General features: G+C 33.0%; 19 protein-coding genes. 9 read left to right on the top strand and 10 right to left on the bottom strand.

The genetic code is table 11. From position 1 onward, the window contains the following. The first annotated feature begins 11 nt into the window (after positions 1–11). Together rimI and tsaD are read left to right on the top strand one after the other, a co-directional pair. A complete protein-coding gene (rimI, locus tag A4G25_RS12415) occupies positions 12–434 on the top strand; it encodes a ribosomal protein S18-alanine N-acetyltransferase (RefSeq protein ID WP_046100425.1) in 423 nt (140 codons plus the stop codon). Beyond that, complete coding sequence (tsaD, locus tag A4G25_RS12420) at positions 431–1,456, top strand: tRNA (adenosine(37)-N6)-threonylcarbamoyltransferase complex transferase subunit TsaD (RefSeq protein WP_047132789.1); 1,026 nt, start codon at positions 431–433, stop codon at positions 1,454–1,456. Before rimI ends, tsaD begins: the two co-directional genes overlap by 4 nt. 353 nt (positions 1,457–1,809) lie before the next feature. Here the strand turns inward: tsaD and A4G25_RS12425 are convergent, their stop codons facing one another. After that, complete coding sequence (locus tag A4G25_RS12425; RefSeq protein WP_047132790.1) at positions 1,810–3,738, bottom strand: ABC-F family ATP-binding cassette domain-containing protein; 1,929 nt, start codon at positions 3,736–3,738, stop codon at positions 1,810–1,812. Between the two features lie 596 nt (positions 3,739–4,334). Here A4G25_RS12425 and A4G25_RS12430 point away from each other — a divergent pair. Next, entirely contained in the window at positions 4,335–4,979 is a 645-nt protein-coding gene (locus tag A4G25_RS12430) for a redox-sensing transcriptional repressor Rex (protein WP_047132791.1), read from the top strand. A 47-nt stretch (positions 4,980–5,026) separates the two neighbouring features. Here A4G25_RS12430 and A4G25_RS12435 read toward each other — a convergent pair whose 3' ends face one another. Both A4G25_RS12435 and A4G25_RS12440 read right to left on the bottom strand, forming a co-directional pair. Next, entirely contained in the window at positions 5,027–5,251 is a 225-nt protein-coding gene (locus tag A4G25_RS12435) for a sulfurtransferase TusA family protein (protein WP_047132792.1), read from the bottom strand. A 26-nt stretch (positions 5,252–5,277) separates the two neighbouring features. Beyond that, a complete protein-coding gene (locus A4G25_RS12440) occupies positions 5,278–6,363 on the bottom strand; it encodes a YeeE/YedE family protein (RefSeq protein ID WP_047132793.1) in 1,086 nt (361 codons plus the stop codon). A gap of 209 nt (positions 6,364–6,572) precedes the next feature. Between A4G25_RS12440 and A4G25_RS12445 the strand changes: the two genes are divergently transcribed. Then, positions 6,573–8,042: a GH32 C-terminal domain-containing protein gene (locus tag A4G25_RS12445; RefSeq protein ID WP_047132794.1), complete on the top strand. Its 1,470-nt coding sequence runs from the start codon at positions 6,573–6,575 to the stop codon at positions 8,040–8,042. A gap of 93 nt (positions 8,043–8,135) precedes the next feature. Here the strand turns inward: A4G25_RS12445 and agrA are convergent, their stop codons facing one another. From agrA to A4G25_RS12465, 4 genes are read right to left on the bottom strand one after another with little or no spacing between them, the layout of a single operon-like run. Then, positions 8,136–8,852 (bottom strand): quorum-sensing response regulator AgrA, encoded by a 717-nt coding sequence (gene agrA / locus A4G25_RS12450; RefSeq protein WP_047132795.1) that lies wholly within the window; start codon positions 8,850–8,852, stop codon positions 8,136–8,138. Between the two features lie 4 nt (positions 8,853–8,856). Further along, complete coding sequence (gene agrC / locus A4G25_RS12455) at positions 8,857–10,152, bottom strand: quorum-sensing sensor histidine kinase AgrC (protein ID WP_047132796.1); 1,296 nt, start codon at positions 10,150–10,152, stop codon at positions 8,857–8,859. A 37-nt stretch (positions 10,153–10,189) separates the two neighbouring features. Continuing rightward, entirely contained in the window at positions 10,190–10,327 is a 138-nt protein-coding gene (gene agrD, locus A4G25_RS12460) for a cyclic lactone autoinducer peptide AgrD (RefSeq protein WP_047132797.1), read from the bottom strand. Between the two features lie 8 nt (positions 10,328–10,335). Then, positions 10,336–10,911 (bottom strand): accessory gene regulator AgrB, encoded by a 576-nt coding sequence (locus tag A4G25_RS12465; protein WP_047132798.1) that lies wholly within the window; start codon positions 10,909–10,911, stop codon positions 10,336–10,338. Between the two features lie 500 nt (positions 10,912–11,411). On the opposite strand from A4G25_RS12465, the gene A4G25_RS13405 reads away from it, so the two are divergent. Then, the gene (locus A4G25_RS13405; RefSeq protein ID WP_047132799.1) at positions 11,412–11,492 is read left to right on the top strand and encodes a delta-lysin family phenol-soluble modulin; all 81 of its coding nucleotides are present in this window, start codon (positions 11,412–11,414) and stop codon (positions 11,490–11,492) included. Positions 11,493–11,811: 319 nt separating this feature from the next. Here A4G25_RS13405 and A4G25_RS12475 read toward each other — a convergent pair whose 3' ends face one another. Then, a complete protein-coding gene (locus A4G25_RS12475; RefSeq protein WP_047132800.1) occupies positions 11,812–12,612 on the bottom strand; it encodes a carbon-nitrogen family hydrolase in 801 nt (266 codons plus the stop codon). Positions 12,613–12,835: 223 nt separating this feature from the next. Here A4G25_RS12475 and A4G25_RS12480 point away from each other — a divergent pair, with 223 nt between their 5' ends. Then, positions 12,836–14,689, top strand: coding sequence for an SdrH family protein (locus A4G25_RS12480; RefSeq protein WP_047132801.1), 1,854 nt, complete (start codon positions 12,836–12,838; stop codon positions 14,687–14,689). 91 nt (positions 14,690–14,780) lie between these two features. On the opposite strand, the gene mroQ is transcribed toward A4G25_RS12480, so the two are convergent. Next, entirely contained in the window at positions 14,781–15,527 is a 747-nt protein-coding gene (gene mroQ, locus A4G25_RS12485; protein WP_047132802.1) for an intramembrane glutamic endopeptidase MroQ, read from the bottom strand. A gap of 218 nt (positions 15,528–15,745) precedes the next feature. Here mroQ and groES point away from each other — a divergent pair, with 218 nt between their 5' ends. Further along, complete coding sequence (groES, locus tag A4G25_RS12490; RefSeq protein ID WP_047132803.1) at positions 15,746–16,030, top strand: co-chaperone GroES; 285 nt, start codon at positions 15,746–15,748, stop codon at positions 16,028–16,030. Between the two features lie 41 nt (positions 16,031–16,071). Then, positions 16,072–17,694, top strand: coding sequence for a chaperonin GroEL (gene groL / locus A4G25_RS12495; RefSeq protein ID WP_047132804.1), 1,623 nt, complete (start codon positions 16,072–16,074; stop codon positions 17,692–17,694). Positions 17,695–18,400: 706 nt separating this feature from the next. On the opposite strand, the gene A4G25_RS12505 is transcribed toward groL, so the two are convergent. After that, the gene (locus tag A4G25_RS12505) at positions 18,401–19,426 is read right to left on the bottom strand and encodes a threonine aldolase family protein (protein WP_047132806.1); all 1,026 of its coding nucleotides are present in this window, start codon (positions 19,424–19,426) and stop codon (positions 18,401–18,403) included. 231 nt (positions 19,427–19,657) lie between these two features. Here A4G25_RS12505 and A4G25_RS12510 point away from each other — a divergent pair, with 231 nt between their 5' ends. After that, complete coding sequence (locus A4G25_RS12510; RefSeq protein WP_047132807.1) at positions 19,658–20,479, top strand: MetQ/NlpA family ABC transporter substrate-binding protein; 822 nt, start codon at positions 19,658–19,660, stop codon at positions 20,477–20,479. Positions 20,480–20,493: the final 14 nt, after the last annotated feature.

Here is a 20,493-nt window from a genome sequence, read left to right on the forward strand (position 1 = left end):
ATATTCGTCTGATGTCATTAGAAGACGTACCGAAAGTCTTTGATCTAGAACGTATGTGTTTTAATGACAGTTCATGGACAATTGATGCGTTTTATCATGAGGTAGAACGCAATAAATTTGCTCGATATTTTGTCATGGAATTTGAAAAAGAAATAATCGGTTATATTGGAATGTGGACAGTTGTAGATCAAGCGCAAATTACGACCGTTGCAATCACAGAATCTATGAGAGGTTATGGTCTGGGTCAACTGATTGTAAAATATGCGATGAGTTATGCACGTCAAACTTGTGATGTGATGAGTTTAGAAGTGAGAGTTGAAAATGGTGCGGCACGTCATGTTTATGAAAATTTAGGATTTAATTATGGCGGTAAACGTAAGAATTATTATGGAGAAGGTGAGGATGCACTCGTGATGTGGGTGGATTTAAAATGAGTAAAGATACATTAATATTAGCTATAGAATCAAGTTGTGATGAAACCAGTGCCAGTGTAATTAAAAATGGTAAAGAAATTTTAAGCAACACTGTTTTAAGCCAAATTGAAAGCCATAAACGTTTTGGCGGAGTGGTGCCTGAAGTTGCAAGCCGCCATCATGTGGAAGGAATTACAACAACGATTGATGAAGCATTAAATACAGCTGATACAACAATGGAAGAAATTGATGCTGTGGCAGTAACAGAAGGTCCTGGTTTAATCGGTGCATTATTAATCGGTATTAATGCAGCAAAAGCATTAGCTTTTGCATATGACAAACCGCTAGTACCAGTACATCATATTGCAGGTCACATATATGCCAATAATTTAGAAGAACCTTTTGAATTTCCTTTAATGGCATTAATTGTATCAGGTGGACATACAGAATTAGTTTATATGAAAGACCATTTGAGTTTTGAAGTAATTGGAGAAACACGTGATGATGCTGTAGGTGAAGCGTACGATAAAGTCGCACGTACAATCGGCTTGTCTTATCCAGGCGGTCCGCAAGTCGATAAATTAGCAGCTGAAGGTGAAGACACTTATGATTTTCCGCGTGTATGGTTAGAACCAGACAGTTTTGATTTCAGTTTCAGCGGCTTGAAAAGTGCGGTCATTAATAAGTTGCATAATTTAAAACAAAAAAATGAAGCTATTATTCCTGAAAATGTCGCGGCAAGTTTTCAAAATAGTGTTGTAGAAGTATTAGTCGGTAAAGCAATTAAGGCTTGTGAAACTTATAATGTTCAACAATTAATTGTTGCTGGCGGTGTGGCCAGTAACAAAGGTCTACGTCGTGAATTAAAAAAAGCATGTGATGAACACGATATCAAATTATCAATACCTAATCCGAAATTATGTACTGATAATGCGGCAATGATTGGTGCTGCGGGGCATTATATGTATAAAGCCGGTATAAGAAGCGATATGCATTTAAATGGCCGCAGCAGTCTAGATATTGAAGATTTTTCAGTTGAATAAGTTTAAATTGAATAAAAATATTTGAGATGTTAACAACGGTTAACGTCTCTTTTTTTGTATATTTACAGTTTTAATTTACTTAATATATTATTTACAAATGTCAATAGCGAACGTGCGTACTTATCAACAATCGGTGCATAAATTGTGGATAAGTGTGGGTATTATTGTGTATAGATGGTATTTTTTATGTGAATAGAGAATAAATCAGTTGAATATAGCTTGTGGATAACTAGGATAACTCTGTGGATAGTTGTTATAGTAGGATTTGCGTTGTGAATAAAAATGTTAAATTTTTGTAATAAAAGAGGTGTGAAATGTAACTCTCATTTCAGCACCTCTGTAATGTTTATGGATTATATAATTTTTTCTTGTAATTCTTCCCAACGCATCATAATTTGTTCGAGTTGTTGTTCGGTATTATTTTTTTCATCAGCTAATTCTCCAGCTTTTTCAGGGTCACTGAAAATTTCAGGTTGTGTGAGCTGTTCATTGATATCTGCAATTTTTTGTTCGCATGCTTCAATTTCTGCTTCGCAGTTTTCAATTTGTCGTTCAATTTGACGTTGCTCACGCTTTTGCGCTTTTTGATCTGAGTAAGAATTTGAAGCCGTAATTTGTGTTTTTTCTTCAGCTTGTTCTGCTTCAGCTTTAGCTTGTAAAGCAGCTTTTTCTTCAATTTTATCCAAATAGTATTGATAATCACCAGCATAAATTGTGCCGCCTGATTCATCCATATCAAAAATTTTATTAGCAAGCTGGTTAATAAAATATCTGTCATGAGAAACAAAAATTAATGTACCTTCAAAGTTTTGCAACGCTTGTTCCAACATCTCTTTAGAATCAATGTCTAAGTGGTTAGTAGGTTCATCCAAGATTAAAACATTATTGCGTTCTAGCATAAGAAGTGCCAGTTGCAAACGTGCTTTTTCTCCCCCAGATAAATCATTAATGACTTTCTTCACATCATCTTGAACGAATAGGAAACGTCCTAATACAGCACGTACGTCTTTTTCTGGCATTGTTGGATATTGATCCCAAACATAATCTAAAATTGTCTTGTTCGATTTGAATTCTGCTTGTTTTTGATCATAATAACCGACACGTAAATTAGCACCGTGAGTGATCTCTCCATTTATTTTAGGAATGCGTTCTGCAATTGTTTTAATAAAAGTAGATTTGCCAATACCATTCGGACCTATTACTGCAATATGATCACCTTTAGAAACTTCAAGTGTAATAGGGGAAGTAACAGGTTGATCATGATATCCGATTTCTAAGTTGCGGATATGATATACATCATTTCCGGTATTGCGGTCGAAATCAAATTGAATGTTTGCACTTCTTGCGTCTAACATCGGTTTATCGATACGTTCGATTTTTTCTAATACTTTTCGACGACTTTTTGCCATACCGCTTGTTGAGGCACGTGTGATATTTTTTTCAACAAAAGTTTCAAGACGCTTTATCTCAGCTTGTTGACGTTCGTATTCTTGCATGCGTTTCTCATAATATTGGTCGCGTTGAGTAATAAATTTACTGTAGTTGCCGACATAATGCTGAACAGCTCCTAAAGCGACATCATAAATCTGATTTACTGTTTTATCTAGGAAGAAGCGATCGTGACTGATAATCACAATAGCGCCTTTAAAATAATTCAAGTAATCTTCTAACCATTGTGTTGTTTCCATATCTAAGTGGTTGGTCGGTTCATCGAGTAATAATAAGTCAGGTTCGCTTAATAACATTTGAGCAAGAGATAAACGTGTTTTTTGACCGCCACTGAAATCATTAACGGGACGATGAAAATCCTCTTCTGAAAAATCCAAACCATGAAGAACTGTTTTGATTTTACTTTCATATTGATAACCTTCTAATCGTTCAAATTGATTGGAAAGCGTTTCATATTTAGACATATGCGCTTTGAATGTTTCAGATTCATATTCTTCAGCATGTTCAGCCAACCACGCTGTTTCTGCTTGCATATCTGCTTCCATTTGCTTTAATTTCGCAAAGGGTTTTGACATTTCTTCCCATACAGTATGGTTAGTATCTAAGGTCATTTGCTGAGTCAGATAACCAACTTTTAAATTTTTGATTTTAGAAATATGGCCTTCGTCATACCCATCGACTCCGGCAATAATTTTCATTAAAGTAGATTTACCGGCACCATTTCTGCCGACGATTCCTATTTTTTCGTGGCTCTTTACTTCGAAGTGAACATCGTTAAAGATTTCTTCACCATCGAACGATTTAGAGACATCGTTAAGTTGTAATAAAATCATGTCGTATGTTTACGAGTCAGCATGTTAAATTAAAAACTGGCTCGTAGACCTCCTTTCTTTTCGCTCTGTATCATCACTTACCTTCCATTATAAGTGGAAATAGTAGTTCTGCCTATTAAATATCACGAATTTCCTTTAATGAAATATAGTACTATTTTACATCAAAATCACTAATAAATATTAGCTTGTATTAAGTTTGTTACGAAATCATGTGTTCAAATTATATATTTAAACGTATAATGGTAACTACATCACTGAAAAATAACAGAAGAATTATAACTAGAATATGCGTTATTAACGGTTAAATTGTTCATAGAAAGTTACTTTTACAGTTATTTATTTTTAGAGGTACATAAGGTATACTTAGTTAATAAAAATGCTTTAATCCTTTAATCTAGGAAGATTAACGTAGTTACAATATATAATAAAAACTATTTGAACGTTGTAATCTCCTCAAAAAATAAGTTTAGAAAAACTAAAAGTATTTTTTCTGAACTATTCATTTTTTACAATCAACAAAGTCTATTACAGTATTTACATGAGAGATTAGAACTTGTTCATAAATAATAGTTTTTGAAGATGTGGGGGTAAACAAATTGAGTAATCAAAAAAATAATATTCCTCGTGCGACCTTAAAACGTTTGCCGCTCTATTACAGACTTGTCAATCAACTTCATGAAAAGGGAATTGATCGAGTTAATTCTAAAACTATCAGTGAAGCCTTAGATATCGATTCTGCTTCTATCAGAAGAGATTTTTCTTACTTTGGAGAATTAGGTAAGAAAGGTTACGGCTATAATGTTGAAAGTTTGTTGGAATTTTTTAAAAGTAAAATCAGCGAGAGCGATACGATTAAAATCGGTCTGGTCGGAGTAGGAAATTTAGGTAAAGCATTGCTTTCTTATAACTTTTCTATCCATGATGAAATGGTTATTACTGAAGCTTTTGATATTCGCGAAGATATCGTCGGTACAAAAGTCGGCAATGTTATCGTAAATAAAATGCAAGATCTTCAATCTGTTTTGAAAAGTGCAGAGCTAGATGTAGTAATTTTAACAACACCTGGCAGTGCAGCACAAGAAGCAGCGAATCAAATCGTAGAAGGCGGAGTGAAAGGTATCTTAAATTTCACACCTACTCGAATTGATGTACCTGATGATGTTTCTGTTCATCAAATTGATTTAGGTATTGAATTGCAATCGCTTTTATTTTTTATGAACAACCTACGCAGCAGTAACTGAAAAAAGACGTTCCAAAATTTAATTTGGAGCGTCTTTTTGATGTTAATTTAAGCTTTTTGAACTGTAATTGTCCAAGATGCATCACCAATTTGTTCATAATTAGTAACTGGATAATTATTTTCAGCCGCCCAGTTTGGGATAGCTTCTGTTGCTTGCGTGCAGTCAAAATCGATTTTCAATTCATCACCGACATCTAGAGTCTGCATTTTTTTCTGTGCTTCAATTAATGGGAAGGGACAAACCATTCCTACGGTTCCTAATTCATGTAACATGTAAACACTCCTTAAGTGATTTGAATTTAAGATTGTGCAGCTGGACGTGCTGCGTTTTGTTTAGTCGATTTTTGCATAGCTTTCATAGGCTTTACAAATAAGAAGTAACTCATAAACCATGTACCCAAAATCATAGCTGCTAAAGCAATCCAACCTTGCCATGAAAGAGCAGCTGTTGCTACTAAGCCATTTCCAATTGAGCATCCGCCGGCTACTGAAGCGCCAAATCCCATAAAGGCACCGCCAATTACACTATTGCGAAGTGTTTTTTTATCAGGAAGTCTGCAAGCAAACTCTCTTGAACCTTTCGCAGCAATGTAAGATCCGATAAAGATACCTAGAACTAAGAATACACCCCAATCTAAAAATGAAGTTTTACCAGACAGTATGAACTGTACTAAGTTTGAAGAAGGTGTTGTAATCCCAAGTCCACCTTCTCGACCTGTAGAATAACTCATAGGCCAAGCAATTAAAGCAATTAAACCAACAGCAATCGCTGCAATAAAAGGATGGAATTTTTTCTCGAAGAAGAAATGACGTATACCTGTATAGCGTTGTTTCAATTTAGGTACTGCAATTTTAGGTTTTGGTTTGCGTAGTGTTCTGACAACAAAATAGCCTGTAACTGCGACAAGACCAATAACAAAAATCCATGCAGGAATTCCTGTACTCGCAGACATATCTGCATTAACATTAGTTTTTGAATTTAACTTTTCCATCACAGGTTTAAGCAAACCTGCTTTTGTAATAGCTGAGAAGATGGCGTAAGAGATTAGAGCAAGCCAACTTCCTATTAGTCCTTCTCCAGCTCTGTAGTAAGTACCAGTAGCACAACCGCCTGCAAGTACAATACCTACACCAAAAATAAATGAGCCAATTATTGTACCTACAATAGGGAAGGTGCCGTTATCTAATGGCTTGCCGATAATAGCTGTAAATGCTAATAATCCGACAGCTTGTACAGAAATAGCGATTAATAAAGCATAAAACATTTTGTTATTTTTTTGGACATACATGTCTCGAAATCCGCCAGCTAAGCAAAAACGAGTGCGCTGCATTACAAATCCAAGCAAGCCGCCAACAATGAGGCCGCTTATAATCATCCAGATCATTAAAACCCCTCTTTTCCGATAATGTTAGTATGTTTTATAATAATAAAGAATGATATCAAATGCAAGAGGAGTTTTTTTCTGTTTTAAACTTAAATTCATTTTTGCGTATATATAAATTGTTTAAGCTCCAAAAATGAGATATATGGAAACAATGAAATATGATAAAATATTGATAATGACAATAAATGATAGAAATAGGGGGTACCTTCATGCAACCATGGACAAATGAAGCATCGTTTCAGCGCGTTGAAAATACTTCTGCTGAAACTTTGTCAGAAATGAAACAACGAGTCAGTCAATCTTTATATACACAAACTTTTCATCTACAACCTCCATTTGGAGCAGCTGGAAAACCAAATGGTATGATTTTCTATAAAGGAAAGTATTATATTTCTCATGAATGGTATCCTTTTTATTCAAATCAGGGACTAAGCTACGGTTACCAATATGAATCTACAGATTTGGTACATTTCAACGCAGATGGCAGTGTACTCAAACCAGATTCCCAATATGATAATTACGGTATTAAAGGCGGAAGCACTTTTGTATATCAAAACAATTTACATTTTCTTTATACAGGTTTTGGACTGAGTCATGAAAAGCTATTGTTGCCTTATCAATTATTAGCTTTTATCAACAATCATCATCAAGCGAATAAATCGCCTAAACCTGTTGTTGAAAATCCGCCAGAAGGCTTTTTGCCAAGTTTGCAAGATCCAAGTGTTTTTGAAAAGAATAACCAATTTTATGCGTTGTTTGGCGGACAAACTGAAGATTTTCAAGGTAGGATTTTAGTATATCATGCAGAAAACCCTTTGAACTGGCAGTTTTTAAACCCTATCAAAACACAGCTGACAGATTTTGGAAATGCATGGACGTCACCTGATTATTTTACCTTAAATGGGTACGATATTTTAATGTTTACTGCTCATCATGAGGATGAAACGACACAATCAGGTTTTTTAATTGGTCATCTAGATTTTAATGATTTCCTTATGAATCACGGAGACTTTAAATTGTTAGATGAAGGTTTCGGTTTTACTTCACCGCAAACTTTTGTAGATGAATCAGGTAATACTGTATTAATTGGATTACTTGCAGCACAAGGTAATATAGAAACACTCAATCAAGCTGATTCAGCACCATGTTTATCGCTTCCTAGAACATTGTCTATAGAGGAGGGTAAACTATATCAGCGTCCGCATCATGCTTATAAATCATTAAGATATAATGAAGAAACGGCATTGGGTTATGCTAATAAGTTTATGAAACAACTGCATCCTTATGAAGGAGAACAGTTTGAAATGTGCATTGATATCTTAGAAAATGAAGCGACTGAAATATATTTTGAACTGCGTACATCAAAAAATAATGCGACACTTATTACTTATAATACGCATTCTAGATTAGTAACATTAGATTGCAGTGAAAGTGGTGCTTTACCTCAAGGCGATTTTGGCACTAAGTGTTCCGTACAACTTGCTAAGCCGCTTGAGCAGCTTCGTATATTTGTAGATTCATCAAGTATAGAAATTTTTTGTAATAACGGTGAACGCGTGATGTCTTCAAGAATTTTCCCTTCAAAAAATAGTAAAGGTATTCGCGCAGCAACCGAATCTGGACAAGTTTATTTGAAGTTTACAAAATATAATTTGAAATCAATTTTTGGATTAGAGTAATAGTAAAATGCCTACTAAGCGTAGAATTAATGTAGCGAACCCCAAAAGTTCAACTTTTTGGGTGCAGTACATAAACTTAGTAGGCATTTTAATTTATATTTTTTTAAGGTTACGAACAGAGACATAGCAATGTTCACCATTTTTGAAGTGAATTTCCCGTTCTTTTGAAATCACTTCTTCGATATTGTTGCGGTTGATTACGAAACTGTTGTGACAGCGAAAGAAGCGGTCATCAATGTTACTGAGTTCTTTCAAGCTCCCATAAAATTCAATTTGGCGATTGTCTAAATGTGCAATTAATCTGTGAGATTTTGAAGATGATTCGAAAAACATGACGTCATCGTAATTGACATATACAGAATTACTGCCGCGTTTTAATTCGATTGTTTCAACATTGCTTTCTTTAGATAATAGTTGTAAACGGGTAAGCGCTGTTTCAATACAATCGATAATACGTGATTTCATTTCTCCTGGATCATCTTTAAAAATAAAGTCCATCGCAGCTACTTTATAAACAAAAGTTAAATAAGTCAATTCACTATGACTTGTCACAAAAACAATATTTCCAACCGTATCGAATTTACGTAATTCGCTTCCGAGTTTAATCCCATTAATATCTGCGTCAAGTTGAATATCCAAAAAGTAACAACAGATGTCATTTGTATTTTTAGCATATTCAAGAACTTCATATGGATCATTAGTTGAGAGTGCAATTTCTAATGGCTTTTCTTTAATCATAATGTAGTTATTAATAATTTCCTCAATATGTGCGCGTTGTTGCTGATCATCTTCACAAATAATAATTTTCATAGCCTCACTCCTTACGATTGGTATTGATTATCTCTAATTTTTGAATAAAGTAGTGGTTTTCAATCACAGTATCAAGCAATACATTATCTTTACTTTCAGACATTTCTTTTAATGTCGAAAGTCCTAATCCTCTGTTAGTACCTTTAGTTGAGAAACTTTCTTGGAAAAGTTCATGTACTTTCGGTATATCTTTAGCGCACTTATTCATAATAATAATAACAACAGAATTTTCTTCTTTCATAAATCCAATTTGGATAAGAGGATCCTCAATTTCTAAAGAAGCTTCAATTGCATTATCTAATATAATGCCTACCATTCTAGATAAATCAATCATATTAATAGAAATATGATCTATTTCATCAGGCACTTCTACGCTTACACGAATCTTGTTTTCTTGAGCTTGAATAATCTTAGTTGTTAACAAGCCTTTAAGTTCACGTATTTTCAGATGCTCTATACCATTTATTTTAAATGAATTGGTTTGAATACTGTCTTTTAGAGGAACAATATTGTTATCAAAATAAGACTTTAAACCAGGCATATCATCGTCACGAATATACTCAGACATAGATAATAGAATGTTAATATAGTCATGTCTGAATTTACGCATATCATTATTAATTTTTTCTATACGTACTGTGTATTTATAATAATGGTCAATTTCCTGCATTTGACGTTTATAGCGCATTTCTCGGAGTACAGTGAAAGAAATAACGATAATAAGTATAATCACTGCAAGAATAAATGAAACATAAACGATGATGATAAACTTGAAAGTTTGAGTGTCATCTATGCTTGAAGGCATAAAGAAATAAAGTAATATAAATGTTCCTGCTAAGAAAACGGAAACTAGCATTATATATAACTTGTTTGCCGATAGATATGATTTTTTTAATTTTTGTACTAGTAGTCTTACTAAGTAAGCAAGTAAAATCGACACTATTGTAAATAAAAAAATGTATAAAGAGAATGTCAAAACACTTTGAAATGTACTTGTGTTTAACAATATAAAAGAAGACATGGCAGAAAGGTTGCCTATGTATAGTATCAGCACGCTTCCCACCATTGTCAGTAATGCATATAGTTTAACTTTTCGATATAAATAAACTGTTGTTAATCCTATCACAATAAACAAAGCATATTTATCTATGATAAGAAATGAAAGACTTCCACATATATTTATTAATAAAATCCAAAGTAACTCTTTAAAAGAGTACTTTAAGTTCAAAATAATTTTAGCGATAAAAAACAATAACATACCTTGATAGGTAGCGATAAATACACCATTTATTAATTCCATGTTTCTACACACTTTCTATAAAATTAGAAATTATGAATTATTTATTTTCTTCTAAAAGTTCTTTTGGAACTTCCGGTTCATCAAAGTAGCCAGCACAAGGGTTATATTTAGCAATGTTACCGAGTTGTTCAAAGATAAAAGCGAAAAATTTAAAAATTCCATTTAAAATGTCCATATTAAAATTCATCCTTCTTTCGTTTGTTTTGGAAAAAATATAGGCAATTGCGCAGCACCGATTAAAACGATGCCTAATTGTACTAACTCATTAAAAGGTTGTTTTATAAAAACTGAAATAATGAGTAAAATACCTGCTACAATAATAGCCGTAATTTTTTTCTTTTTTCTCATATGATTTGGTATAGGCTGTTTACGTGTAATGGCAGGGGAGTATAAACATATTAAAATAAATGCAACCGCTGCCAAAACAATCATAAAAATTTGTGGTATATCAATAGTAATTAATATCCACGGCAAAATCACAAATAAGATAATACTTTCTATATAACATGCAAAAGTAGATTTTGCATGCGCGCCATGCGCGTAGTGTCTAATAGCGAAATAGCTTAAATGAACAGTTAAAGTGTATAAGAAAACATGGAATAGAAGAGCAAGTCCATAAACAACAATTGTTTTAAACAAATTATTGAAGAAAACTTCTAGACCCAACTTGATTTTTAAATAAGCAATTCGATCCAGGTTGTTTCTTTTTTGTAAGGCTTGTGCCCAAGCATCAATTTTTCTCTCTAAAGCCTTTTGCATAGCCTCACTCTCCTTGATTACATTATACAATCTAAACGCATGCAATATTCATTTATTGCCCAACTGTTCATTTATAATTCCTAACTGTTTCATACTTGCTAATATTGATATTTTAACATAATTTCATATACAGTTTTGTAGAAAAAACAATTGTTTAGGGAATTTTTAACAAAAGATTTAAAAGAGGTGTTTTAATAAAGATGTATCACAGAGATGTGATAAAAATTAAGCAAGATTTTTTACTTACAGACATATTTAATTATGTCTTAACCTCAAGATCGAGAGGAGGCGTCGAGATGACAGGCAACATTGTAGACACAGTTAAAAGCTTTGTTAACTTGATTCTAGACACTGTAAAAAAATACGCTAAATAATAATGCGTAACCAAATTATTTACTGCAAAGCAACACAGTTTTATGTATGCATTGTTGATATTCTTCGTAAAAAATAATGCATTAAACTGACTGATCATCCATTATCACGTAAAGGAGGTATGTAACATGGCAGGCGATATCGTAGGTACAATCGGTGACTTCGTTAAATTAATCATCGAAACTGTAAACAAATTTACTAAAAAATAATCCCTTTATTTTATTGTCCTTTGAGTATAAGCACTAAATTGTTTAATCCTTTTCAGGAGGAAATGTTTGTCCTTGCATTTCCTTCTGGTCCTAATTATTTGTATACCGGATAGAAAATTTGGTATACATAACAGAACTAAAAATTATCGTGAGCATCATTAAATTTATAAATTTATCAAATATCGGTAAATTCACTAAAATTTTTCATAATTAATAACATCCCCAAAAATAGATAGAAAAATAACTGTAAACATTCCCTTAATAATAAGTTTAATAGCCCGTGAGTTCCTCCCAAACTCACGGGCATTGTTTTGTTTAATTAGTTATCATATTGATATAAAGAAGGTTTGCGATTATCAAAAACCGGAATATTTTTTCGTTGTGTTTCAACTTCTGACAAATCAATATCTACAGTAATTACTTCTTCTTTTTCACCAGCTTCAGCAATAATTTCACCGTTTGGGTTGATTACCATAGAATGACCTGCATATTCTGTACCATCTTCTTTTTCAAAACCACAGCTATTACATGCTACTACGAAAATATCGTTTTCAATAGCTCTGCTTTGCAGTAATGTTCTCCAATGATTTAATCGTGCTTTCGGCCATTCAGCAACATAAAAGAGAATATTAGCACCATTGACAGCAGGATGTCTCGCAATTTCAGGGAATCTCAAGTCATAACAAATAATTTGAGAAGCTTTCACTTCAGGAGTTAATTGGAAAGCATAAGGAACCTTATCTCCTCCATTTAAGAAAAGATGCTCATCCAACATTGGAACAAGATGAATTTTATCATACTGATAAAGAAGTTCTCCGTTTTTATCAACAGTAAATGCTGTATTATAAACTTGGTTATCTCTACTATTAGATACTGAACCAGCTACTATCGCTACATGATATTTTCGACTCAGCTTCTGGATAAAAGGCAAGCTCACTTTTAAATCTTCATCTGCAAGGTTGTGTAATTCTTCCAACGCGTAACTGTTATTCCACATTTCGGGTATGACTGCGATTTCTGTATCTGAGTCTAGTTGGTTTGAAAACAATGATTCAATCTTATTTTGATTAGCTTTTGTATCAGCAGGTTGTAAATTGAATTGGAAAAGTTGGATTTTCATATTTTGCGTCATCTCCCTTTCGTTTATTTCTACTTTACTAAATTACGCACTAAAATTCCAATGTTGGAAATATTCTAATAATTTAAAGCTGATAACTTTAATATTACAAACTATTAATAATATTAATAGTTCATTTCAATCGATCTAACGTATAGAATTTATGAACATCTTCTTATATACTTAAATTGAATACTATATTTTAAGTTAGAAAGGGGGGACTGTTATGGAAATTAATCGTATATTTAAAAATACGACATATTCAGTAGTGGCTGCAGGATTTCTTTTTCCTTGTATTTCATTAAATGTTTCAGCTGCAGAATCAAAAAATGTAGAACAGAATAATCAAACGAGTGCGCAGCAAGTTGAAAATGCGGATCAAACTCAACAAACTACTAATCAAGATACAAATGATGTACAAAATCAAAACACTATTAATCAACCTCAAGTAGATGAGAGTCAGTCAGAAGAAAATACAAATAATAATGAAAGTAATCAGAATTCTGGAACGCAGAATAAAATAGACAATCCTACCAACGATAATACAACTTCAGATAATAGCAATAAACCAACTAACAGAAACTCTGATAATCCAGAAAATCAAACAAGCGGTGAATCTAGTTCTACAAATAGCACGAGCCAAAATTCAACAAATAGTTCAGATAGTACAGATTCATCAAATAACTCAGATAACGGTACAGACAGCAATGATAATAGTTCCTCAAACCCAGACGCAAATGAGCAAAATAATTCTGGAACTAATACTGGAGAGTCTAGTCCTAATAAAGAAGGCACTTCACAAAATACAGATAATCAAACTAATAGTTCTGGAGAACAAAATGATTCAGAAAGTAATAGTGACGCTCAAGAAAATTCAATTGACCAAAATTCAACGCCTAATAAAAACCCTGATAACAGTCAAGACAATAACGATACAAATAGTTCTGAATCCAATCCAAGCGATTCTCAAAATGACGGAGATAATACTAACCCTTCGGATAATAAAAATGACCAGAGCTCAGGAAATGCTATACCGCAAATAGGCAAAGATACCTCAAAAAGTGAAGATTCAAAAGAACAAAATACATCATCAGACAAAGACACTAACAAACATTCAACAAAACCAAATAATGGCAAAGATTCTAACAAAAATGATACAAAAGAAGATTCAAATTCAAATAAAGGATCGCCTAATTCGCCTGGTGGCAGTCCTAAATCAGAAGATAGCACACAAAATAATCCAGGCCAGAAATCACAGTACCCTGGAAATACATCTCAGCAAAATATTAATAGAAATGATAATAAAGAACAAAATGATAACAACAATAAAGGGACTGAAACCCAATCAATTTATAAGAGGAATGCTCATTATGTTTCAAACACAAGCGGCATGAAATCAGGAAATGATAACAAGAGTGCTAATACAGCATCTTCTTGGAAAGGCAATATTTATAATGATTTGACACAATCAAAATCTGGAGTTGAAACTTCTGAAGAGAAAACGAATAAGCCAAGTCAGTATCTTGTTCCTTTTACAACGATGAATCTAGCTGGAGAGCGTTTCGGACACCTTATTCAAGGTTCTTTTAAATATAATCCATTTGTTATTAATCAAATAAGTCTAATGAGTGAAGATGATACAGCTTCTGAACAAGATGTGAATAAAGTTTTGGAACGTAGTAACTTTGCGAGCAATCGAGATTTAAATAATCTGCAAGAAAGTACAGGTTATTTTAAATACCAATACTTTAGCCCGCTATATGCACAACAATATTATGATAATTTAGATATACAAGTTTTAGGACTAATTACTGGTGATATCGGTTCAATGCCGGATTTAAAACAGACGAAAAAAAGTGCAGACTTTGAAGTAGGCTCCACAAATCATGCAAAAAATTATACAGAAAAAATAGATGAAAAAGATGAAAAATCTAAAAACACTGAAACAGAAAGCGACGAAAACAACAAAAGTCACCCACGATTAATCGGTACACTGTTAGCTGCTTTTGGCGCAGCATTTATTTGGTTCATAGTTTTAATGGTAATGAAAAAAAGAAAAAAACAAGATGAAGAAGAATAATTTTGCAGATATCGTCAGAGTTTTAACTTTGACGATATTTTTATATAAAAACACCTGACATACGTTTGAATTGAATGTCAGGTGATATGTGTTACATAAGAAAGAAATGTATGATTGTTTGCATAGATTCTTGCATATCTTTGATTTTATCAGCAAATAGAAGTTGTATGATAACGACATAGCTGTTCATCAGGATATGAATACATATTGGTACTGCTATGCGTTTTGTATAGACATAAAATCCAGATAATATAAAGCCCATTCCGAAATAGATGATAATAAAGGAAGGATCATTATGCGCAGTAGCAAATAGGGCTGAACTGACTGTTGCTGCAATTATGAAACGAATTGTTTTGTTTCCTCTTAATTTTTCATATATATTACCAAATATCACTTTACGGAATACGAATTCTTCTAAAAGAGGACCAGCAATTGTCACTAAGATAATGAAAATCGGTGCATCTTGAATCATTCTCATAATCCCTGTTGTGTTAGGGCTTGGTTGATCTACTTTGAAGACGAATTGATTAATCAAAGATGCTACGACCTGATAGATTAATACAATTATCAATCCTACAATAGCCCAAGGTATAATATAACGTCTTTTGATTTTATCTGGTGCTTGGTCTAAGTAGGTTGGGTTTTTAACACGGGCATTCATCCATAACACAAGGACTGCAGCCACAATCATTAATCCAACTTGTGCATAAGATGTTGCAAGCATTAATGATTTGCCTTGTAGTCCATCGTATACGCCTGCGCTATATAGACCTTGTACGCCAAAAAGTGCGCAAGCATAAACGATTAAAGTAAGTATTGAAAACCATAAACGTGACATATGTTTCAATCCTCCATTTTTAATAATTATCTCTATTCTATACTAAAAACGAGTCTTACGAAAATATAATTCTTAATGCTTGATGTATTGACCAATTTTGATTAATATAGAATGTGAATTAGCACTCGAGAATTAAGAGTGCTAATACTGCCTTGTTATTTAAAAATAAAATGATGAATTTGAAATTAATAAGCAACTTATCAGAGGAGGAAATATCCATGCTAAAACCATTAGGAAATCGCGTGATTATTGAAAGAGTCGAAAGTGAACAAACAACTAAGAGTGGTATTGTGTTAACTGAAAAGGCTAAAGAAAAGTCTAATGAAGGAAAAGTTATCGCAGTAGGGCCAGGTAGATTACTAGATAATGGTGAGCGTGTGACTCCAGAAGTTAAAGAAGGAGACACTGTTGTTTTTGAACAATATGCTGGCAGTGAAGTGCAAGTAGGAGAAGATAAATATCTTGTAATCAGCGAAGAAGAAGTTCTTGCGATTGTGCAATAATAAATCAAAACTAATAATATAAATACAGGAGGCTATATTTAATGGCTAAAGAAATCAAATTTTCTGAAGATGCGCGTCAATCTATGCTCCGCGGAGTAGATCAACTTGCGAATGCAGTTAAAGTTACAATTGGACCAAAAGGTCGTAATGTTGTATTAGATAAAGAGTATGGTGCACCTTTAATTACAAATGACGGTGTTACAATTGCAAAAGAAATCGAACTCGAAGATCCATATGAAAATATGGGTGCTAAACTTGTTCAAGAAGTTGCAAATAAAACAAATGAGATTGCTGGTGACGGTACAACAACTGCAACAGTTTTAGCGCAAGCTATGATTCAAGAAGGCTTAAAAAACGTAACAAGCGGTGCTAATCCAGTGGGATTACGTAAAGGTATCGATAAAGCGGTAACTGAAGCGGTTAAATCACTTCATGAACAATCTCAAAAAGTAGAAAATAAAAATGAAATTGCACAAGTTGGTGCCATTTCAGCTGCTGATGAAGAAATTGGTCAATATATTTCTGAAGCAATGGATAAAGTAGGTAATGATGGAGTTATCAGTATCGAAGAATCTAATGGTTTCAATACTGAGTTAGAAGTAGTAGAAGGTATGCAATTTGATCGTGGATATCAATCTCCATATATGGTGACAGATTCAGAAAAAATGGAAGCAGACTTAGAACGTCCATATATTTTAGTGACTGATAAAAAAATCAGTTCATTCCAAGATATTCTTCCGTTATTAGAACAAATTGTTCAATCTAACCGTCCAATCTTAATCATTGCAGACGAAGTAGAAGGTGACGCATTAACTAATATTGTCTTAAACCGTATGCGCGGTACATTTACTGCTGTAGCTGTTAAAGCGCCTGGCTTCGGAGATCGCCGCAAATCAATGTTAGAAGATATTGCAATTTTAACAGGTGCACAATTCATCACTGATGATTTAGGTTACGATTTAAAAGATGCGACAGTAGATATGTTAGGTACTGCCAACAAAGTAGAAGTTACTAAAGACAATACTACAATCGTTAATGGTGACGGAGATAAAAATTCAATTGATGCACGTGTTACACAATTGAAATCACAAATTGAAGAAACAAATTCAGATTTCGACCGTGAAAAATTACAAGAACGCTTAGCTAAATTAACAGGTGGCGTTGCAGTAATTAAAGTTGGTGCAGCAAGTGAGACTGAATTGAAAGAACGTAAATTACGTATTGAAGATGCACTAAACTCAACACGTGCAGCTGTTGAAGAAGGTATAGTAGCTGGTGGCGGTACTGCTTTAGTGAATGTATATAAACAAGTTGCAGAAATTGAAGCAGAAGGCGATGTTGAAACAGGTATCAATATTGTCTTGAAAGCGCTAGAAGCACCAGTACGTCAAATTGCTGAAAACGCTGGATTAGAAGGTTCAATCATTGTTGAAAAACTTAAACATGCTGAACCAGGAATCGGTTATAATGCTGCTACTGATGAATGGGTAAACATGTTAGATGCAGGTATTGTGGATCCTACTAAAGTAACACGTTCAGCTTTACAAAATGCAGCAAGTGTAGCAGCAATGTTCTTAACTACAGAAGCAGTAGTTGCCAAATTACCTGAAGAAAATAATGATGCAGGCGGTCCGTCAATGGGCGGAATGCCAGGCATGATGTAATAGTGAATTAGTTAGTTAAATCAGTTTTTTAAGACGTTTCCTTGAGATTAATAAATCTCTAGGAAACGTCTTTTTTTGTCTAATTTCATATTATTACCATTATTGAACCTATAAAGTAAGGTATAATTTTAGAAAAATAAATATAAAGGGGATAGAAAGTTTGGAATTACTCGCAGCTATTTTAACAATATGTTGTACTTTTTATATTTTTAAAAATGTGTTTGTAATATTAATTAAGTATATTGGGAGATTTGTTTTTTTAATTGGTATTTCAAGATCAGAGGATGGAAATCAATTTATAACATTAATAAGTACACTATTTTTTTCGCTTGTACTAGTGATTTTCATGTTGTTTTTTAGTTACAAGATATTCAAAGAACTCTGCTTACTACCAATAATAGCAATTAGTTTGTATTTTAGGTTCGGAACTGATGCTGGTAAATAAAAATACTGAAATATCTTTGCTTAAAAATTTGTGGTTATTAATGGATTTCGGAAACTATGATATATATACAATTCAGAATCACTACTGTATGTTACAATAATCTCTCTTTACTTAGATTATAACAAGACAAGTACAGTCATTTCCGTTAATAAAGGTATAAGAAGCTTAGTACAAACAAAACTTATATATACTGAATAAACCACCTGTTTACACAAGTGGTTTTTATTGATTCAAAGGATGATAATTTATTAAGGAAATGATTCAAATCTGTTCTATTAAAAAATCCACATCTTTTTCACGTGTTGCCCAACTAGTAGCGAATCGAACAATTTTATGATTATCATCATATTTTTCCCAACATGTAAATTTTACTTTCTTTCCAAGCTCTTCGATTTTTTTATTATTAACTAAGAAAAATTGTTGGTTTGTTGGAGAATCAATATAGAGTTGGTATCCCTTACTTACAAAAGCTTTTTTTATTTTCATTGCCATTTCTACAGCATGCATACTGATGTTTAAATATAAATCATCTGAAAATAATGCGGAAAATTGAACGCCTACTAGTCTGCTTTTAGCTAATAACGCTCCGTGTTGTTTGATGATAGAGACAAAACGGCTAGGGTTATAATCTTCTGTAAATACAATAGCTTCTCCACATAACGCACCGATTTTTGTGCCACCTATGTAAAATATATCTGCTAATTTAGCAATATCTTTAATATTTAAATCAGCTTCTGCACTTACCAATCCATAACCTAAACGAGCACCATCTATATAAAGAGGAATGCTGAAGGCTTTACATATGTTTGATAGCTCCTCAAGTTCTGATTTTGTATATAGGGTCCCATATTCCGTTGGATAAGTAATATAAACCATTCCTGGTGTGACCATATGTGTATAGTTAGAGTCTTCATACAAGTCGTTAATATATTTTTTTACTTGAGCTGCTGTGATTTTCCCGTTTTCAGATGGGAGCGTAATTACTTTGTGGCCTGAAAACTCAATTGCACCTGCTTCATGCACGTTAATGTGACTGGTGTCAGCTCCGATTACACCTTCATACTTTTTAAGGACAGCATCGATAACTACTTGATTTGTTTGAGTGCCTCCACCTAAAAAATAGACAGATGCATTTGGTTGATCTATTGCCTGTTTTATTTTTTCGATTGCTTCTTTAGTGAATTCATCATTACCATAACCTGGTTCTTGTATATAATTAGTTTCAACAATTTTTTCTAAAACCTTTTCATGAGCGCCTTCTAGGTAGTCGTTTTCAAATGATATCATTTTCTTGTCCTCCATTTTTAGAGAATTAGTTTTTAATGATATATATTTTAACAGAAAAAGAGGGGAGATTACTCGTAATTTTTGTCAATATTCAGAAAATTATTTACATCAAGTTTTTTTGAATAAAGCAGAATGATTGAACCCCGGAAAATTGCGCTATATTAAATGTTGTAAACATGATAGTATATTAAACATAGTGTTTTAATAAGAAAAATAAAGGGAGATTGCAACATGAGAAAACTTTTAGTATTATTATCAATTATTTTGGCTATTGTTCTTGTAGGATGTGGAAAACAAGAGACAGAAAAGCCAAAGCAAAAGAAATTCACGATTGCATTTGGGGTAGGTACATATGAAGAACAATTTAGAAAAGGTATTTTACCGATACTGAAAAAAGAAGGTTATGATGTAAAGATTAAAACTTTTTCACAAAATGATCAAATTGATCCGGCTATGATTAAAGGAGATGTAGATGCTTCAGTTTTCCAAAGTAGAGCTTATATGGAAAGCATCAATGATAAAATGAATGGTCATATGATTGTTAATAACGATGTACCAACTGCACCTCAATCATTATGGTCTGAGAAGCATAAATCTTTAAAAGATATTAAAAATGGACAAACTATCGCTGTTCCTAATGACCCAGTTAACCAAGAACGTGCTTTCCGAATTTTTGAGAAAGAGGGTTGGGTTAAAATTGATAAAAACGCTGGTACTGTTAATTTCAATCAAAATAGTGTGAAACCAGGTAAGTATGATTTGAAATTCAAAGAACTGCATCCGGCACAGATATTACGTTCTTTAGATGATGTTGATTATGGAGTTGTAAATGGAAATTATATCGCTGATTCAAATCGTGTTATTGCAGATGGATTGCTTGTTGAAAAAACACCACAGCAACATAAAGTAGTTTTAACAATTAATGAAAATAATAAAGATACTGACTGGGCAAAAGCATTAAAAAGTGCGTATTATTCAAAAGAATTCCAAAATTGGTATGAAAAACAAGATAAATATAAAGGGTTCATTGTTCCGAAAGAGTGGAAAAAATAACCGAAAAAGCAACT

Source organism: Staphylococcus condimenti (assembly GCF_001618885.1).
GTDB classification, from domain to species: domain Bacteria; phylum Bacillota; class Bacilli; order Staphylococcales; family Staphylococcaceae; genus Staphylococcus; species Staphylococcus condimenti.

Bases quoted from the DNA above. Each gene is read 5' to 3' on its own strand.
- rimI (WP_046100425.1), top strand. From the start codon at position 12: ATGTCATTAGAAGACGTACCGAAAGTCTTTGATCTAGAACGTATGTGT.
- tsaD (WP_047132789.1), top strand. From the start codon at position 431: ATGAGTAAAGATACATTAATATTAGCTATAGAATCAAGTTGTGATGAA.
- A4G25_RS12425 (WP_047132790.1), bottom strand. From the start codon at position 3,738: ATGATTTTATTACAACTTAACGATGTCTCTAAATCGTTCGATGGTGAA.
- A4G25_RS12435 (WP_047132792.1), bottom strand. From the start codon at position 5,251: ATGTTACATGAATTAGGAACCGTAGGAATGGTTTGTCCCTTCCCATTA.
- A4G25_RS12440 (WP_047132793.1), bottom strand. From the start codon at position 6,363: ATGATCTGGATGATTATAAGCGGCCTCATTGTTGGCGGCTTGCTTGGA.
- A4G25_RS12445 (WP_047132794.1), top strand. From the start codon at position 6,573: ATGCAACCATGGACAAATGAAGCATCGTTTCAGCGCGTTGAAAATACT.
- agrA (WP_047132795.1), bottom strand. From the start codon at position 8,852: ATGAAAATTATTATTTGTGAAGATGATCAGCAACAACGCGCACATATT.
- agrC (WP_047132796.1), bottom strand. From the start codon at position 10,152: ATGGAATTAATAAATGGTGTATTTATCGCTACCTATCAAGGTATGTTA.
- agrD (WP_047132797.1), bottom strand. From the start codon at position 10,327: ATGGACATTTTAAATGGAATTTTTAAATTTTTCGCTTTTATCTTTGAA.
- A4G25_RS12465 (WP_047132798.1), bottom strand. From the start codon at position 10,911: ATGCAAAAGGCTTTAGAGAGAAAAATTGATGCTTGGGCACAAGCCTTA.
- A4G25_RS13405 (WP_047132799.1), top strand. From the start codon at position 11,412: ATGGCAGGCGATATCGTAGGTACAATCGGTGACTTCGTTAAATTAATC.
- A4G25_RS12475 (WP_047132800.1), bottom strand. From the start codon at position 12,612: ATGAAAATCCAACTTTTCCAATTCAATTTACAACCTGCTGATACAAAA.
- A4G25_RS12480 (WP_047132801.1), top strand. From the start codon at position 12,836: ATGGAAATTAATCGTATATTTAAAAATACGACATATTCAGTAGTGGCT.
- mroQ (WP_047132802.1), bottom strand. From the start codon at position 15,527: ATGTCACGTTTATGGTTTTCAATACTTACTTTAATCGTTTATGCTTGC.
- groES (WP_047132803.1), top strand. From the start codon at position 15,746: ATGCTAAAACCATTAGGAAATCGCGTGATTATTGAAAGAGTCGAAAGT.
- groL (WP_047132804.1), top strand. From the start codon at position 16,072: ATGGCTAAAGAAATCAAATTTTCTGAAGATGCGCGTCAATCTATGCTC.
- A4G25_RS12505 (WP_047132806.1), bottom strand. From the start codon at position 19,426: ATGATATCATTTGAAAACGACTACCTAGAAGGCGCTCATGAAAAGGTT.
- A4G25_RS12510 (WP_047132807.1), top strand. From the start codon at position 19,658: ATGAGAAAACTTTTAGTATTATTATCAATTATTTTGGCTATTGTTCTT.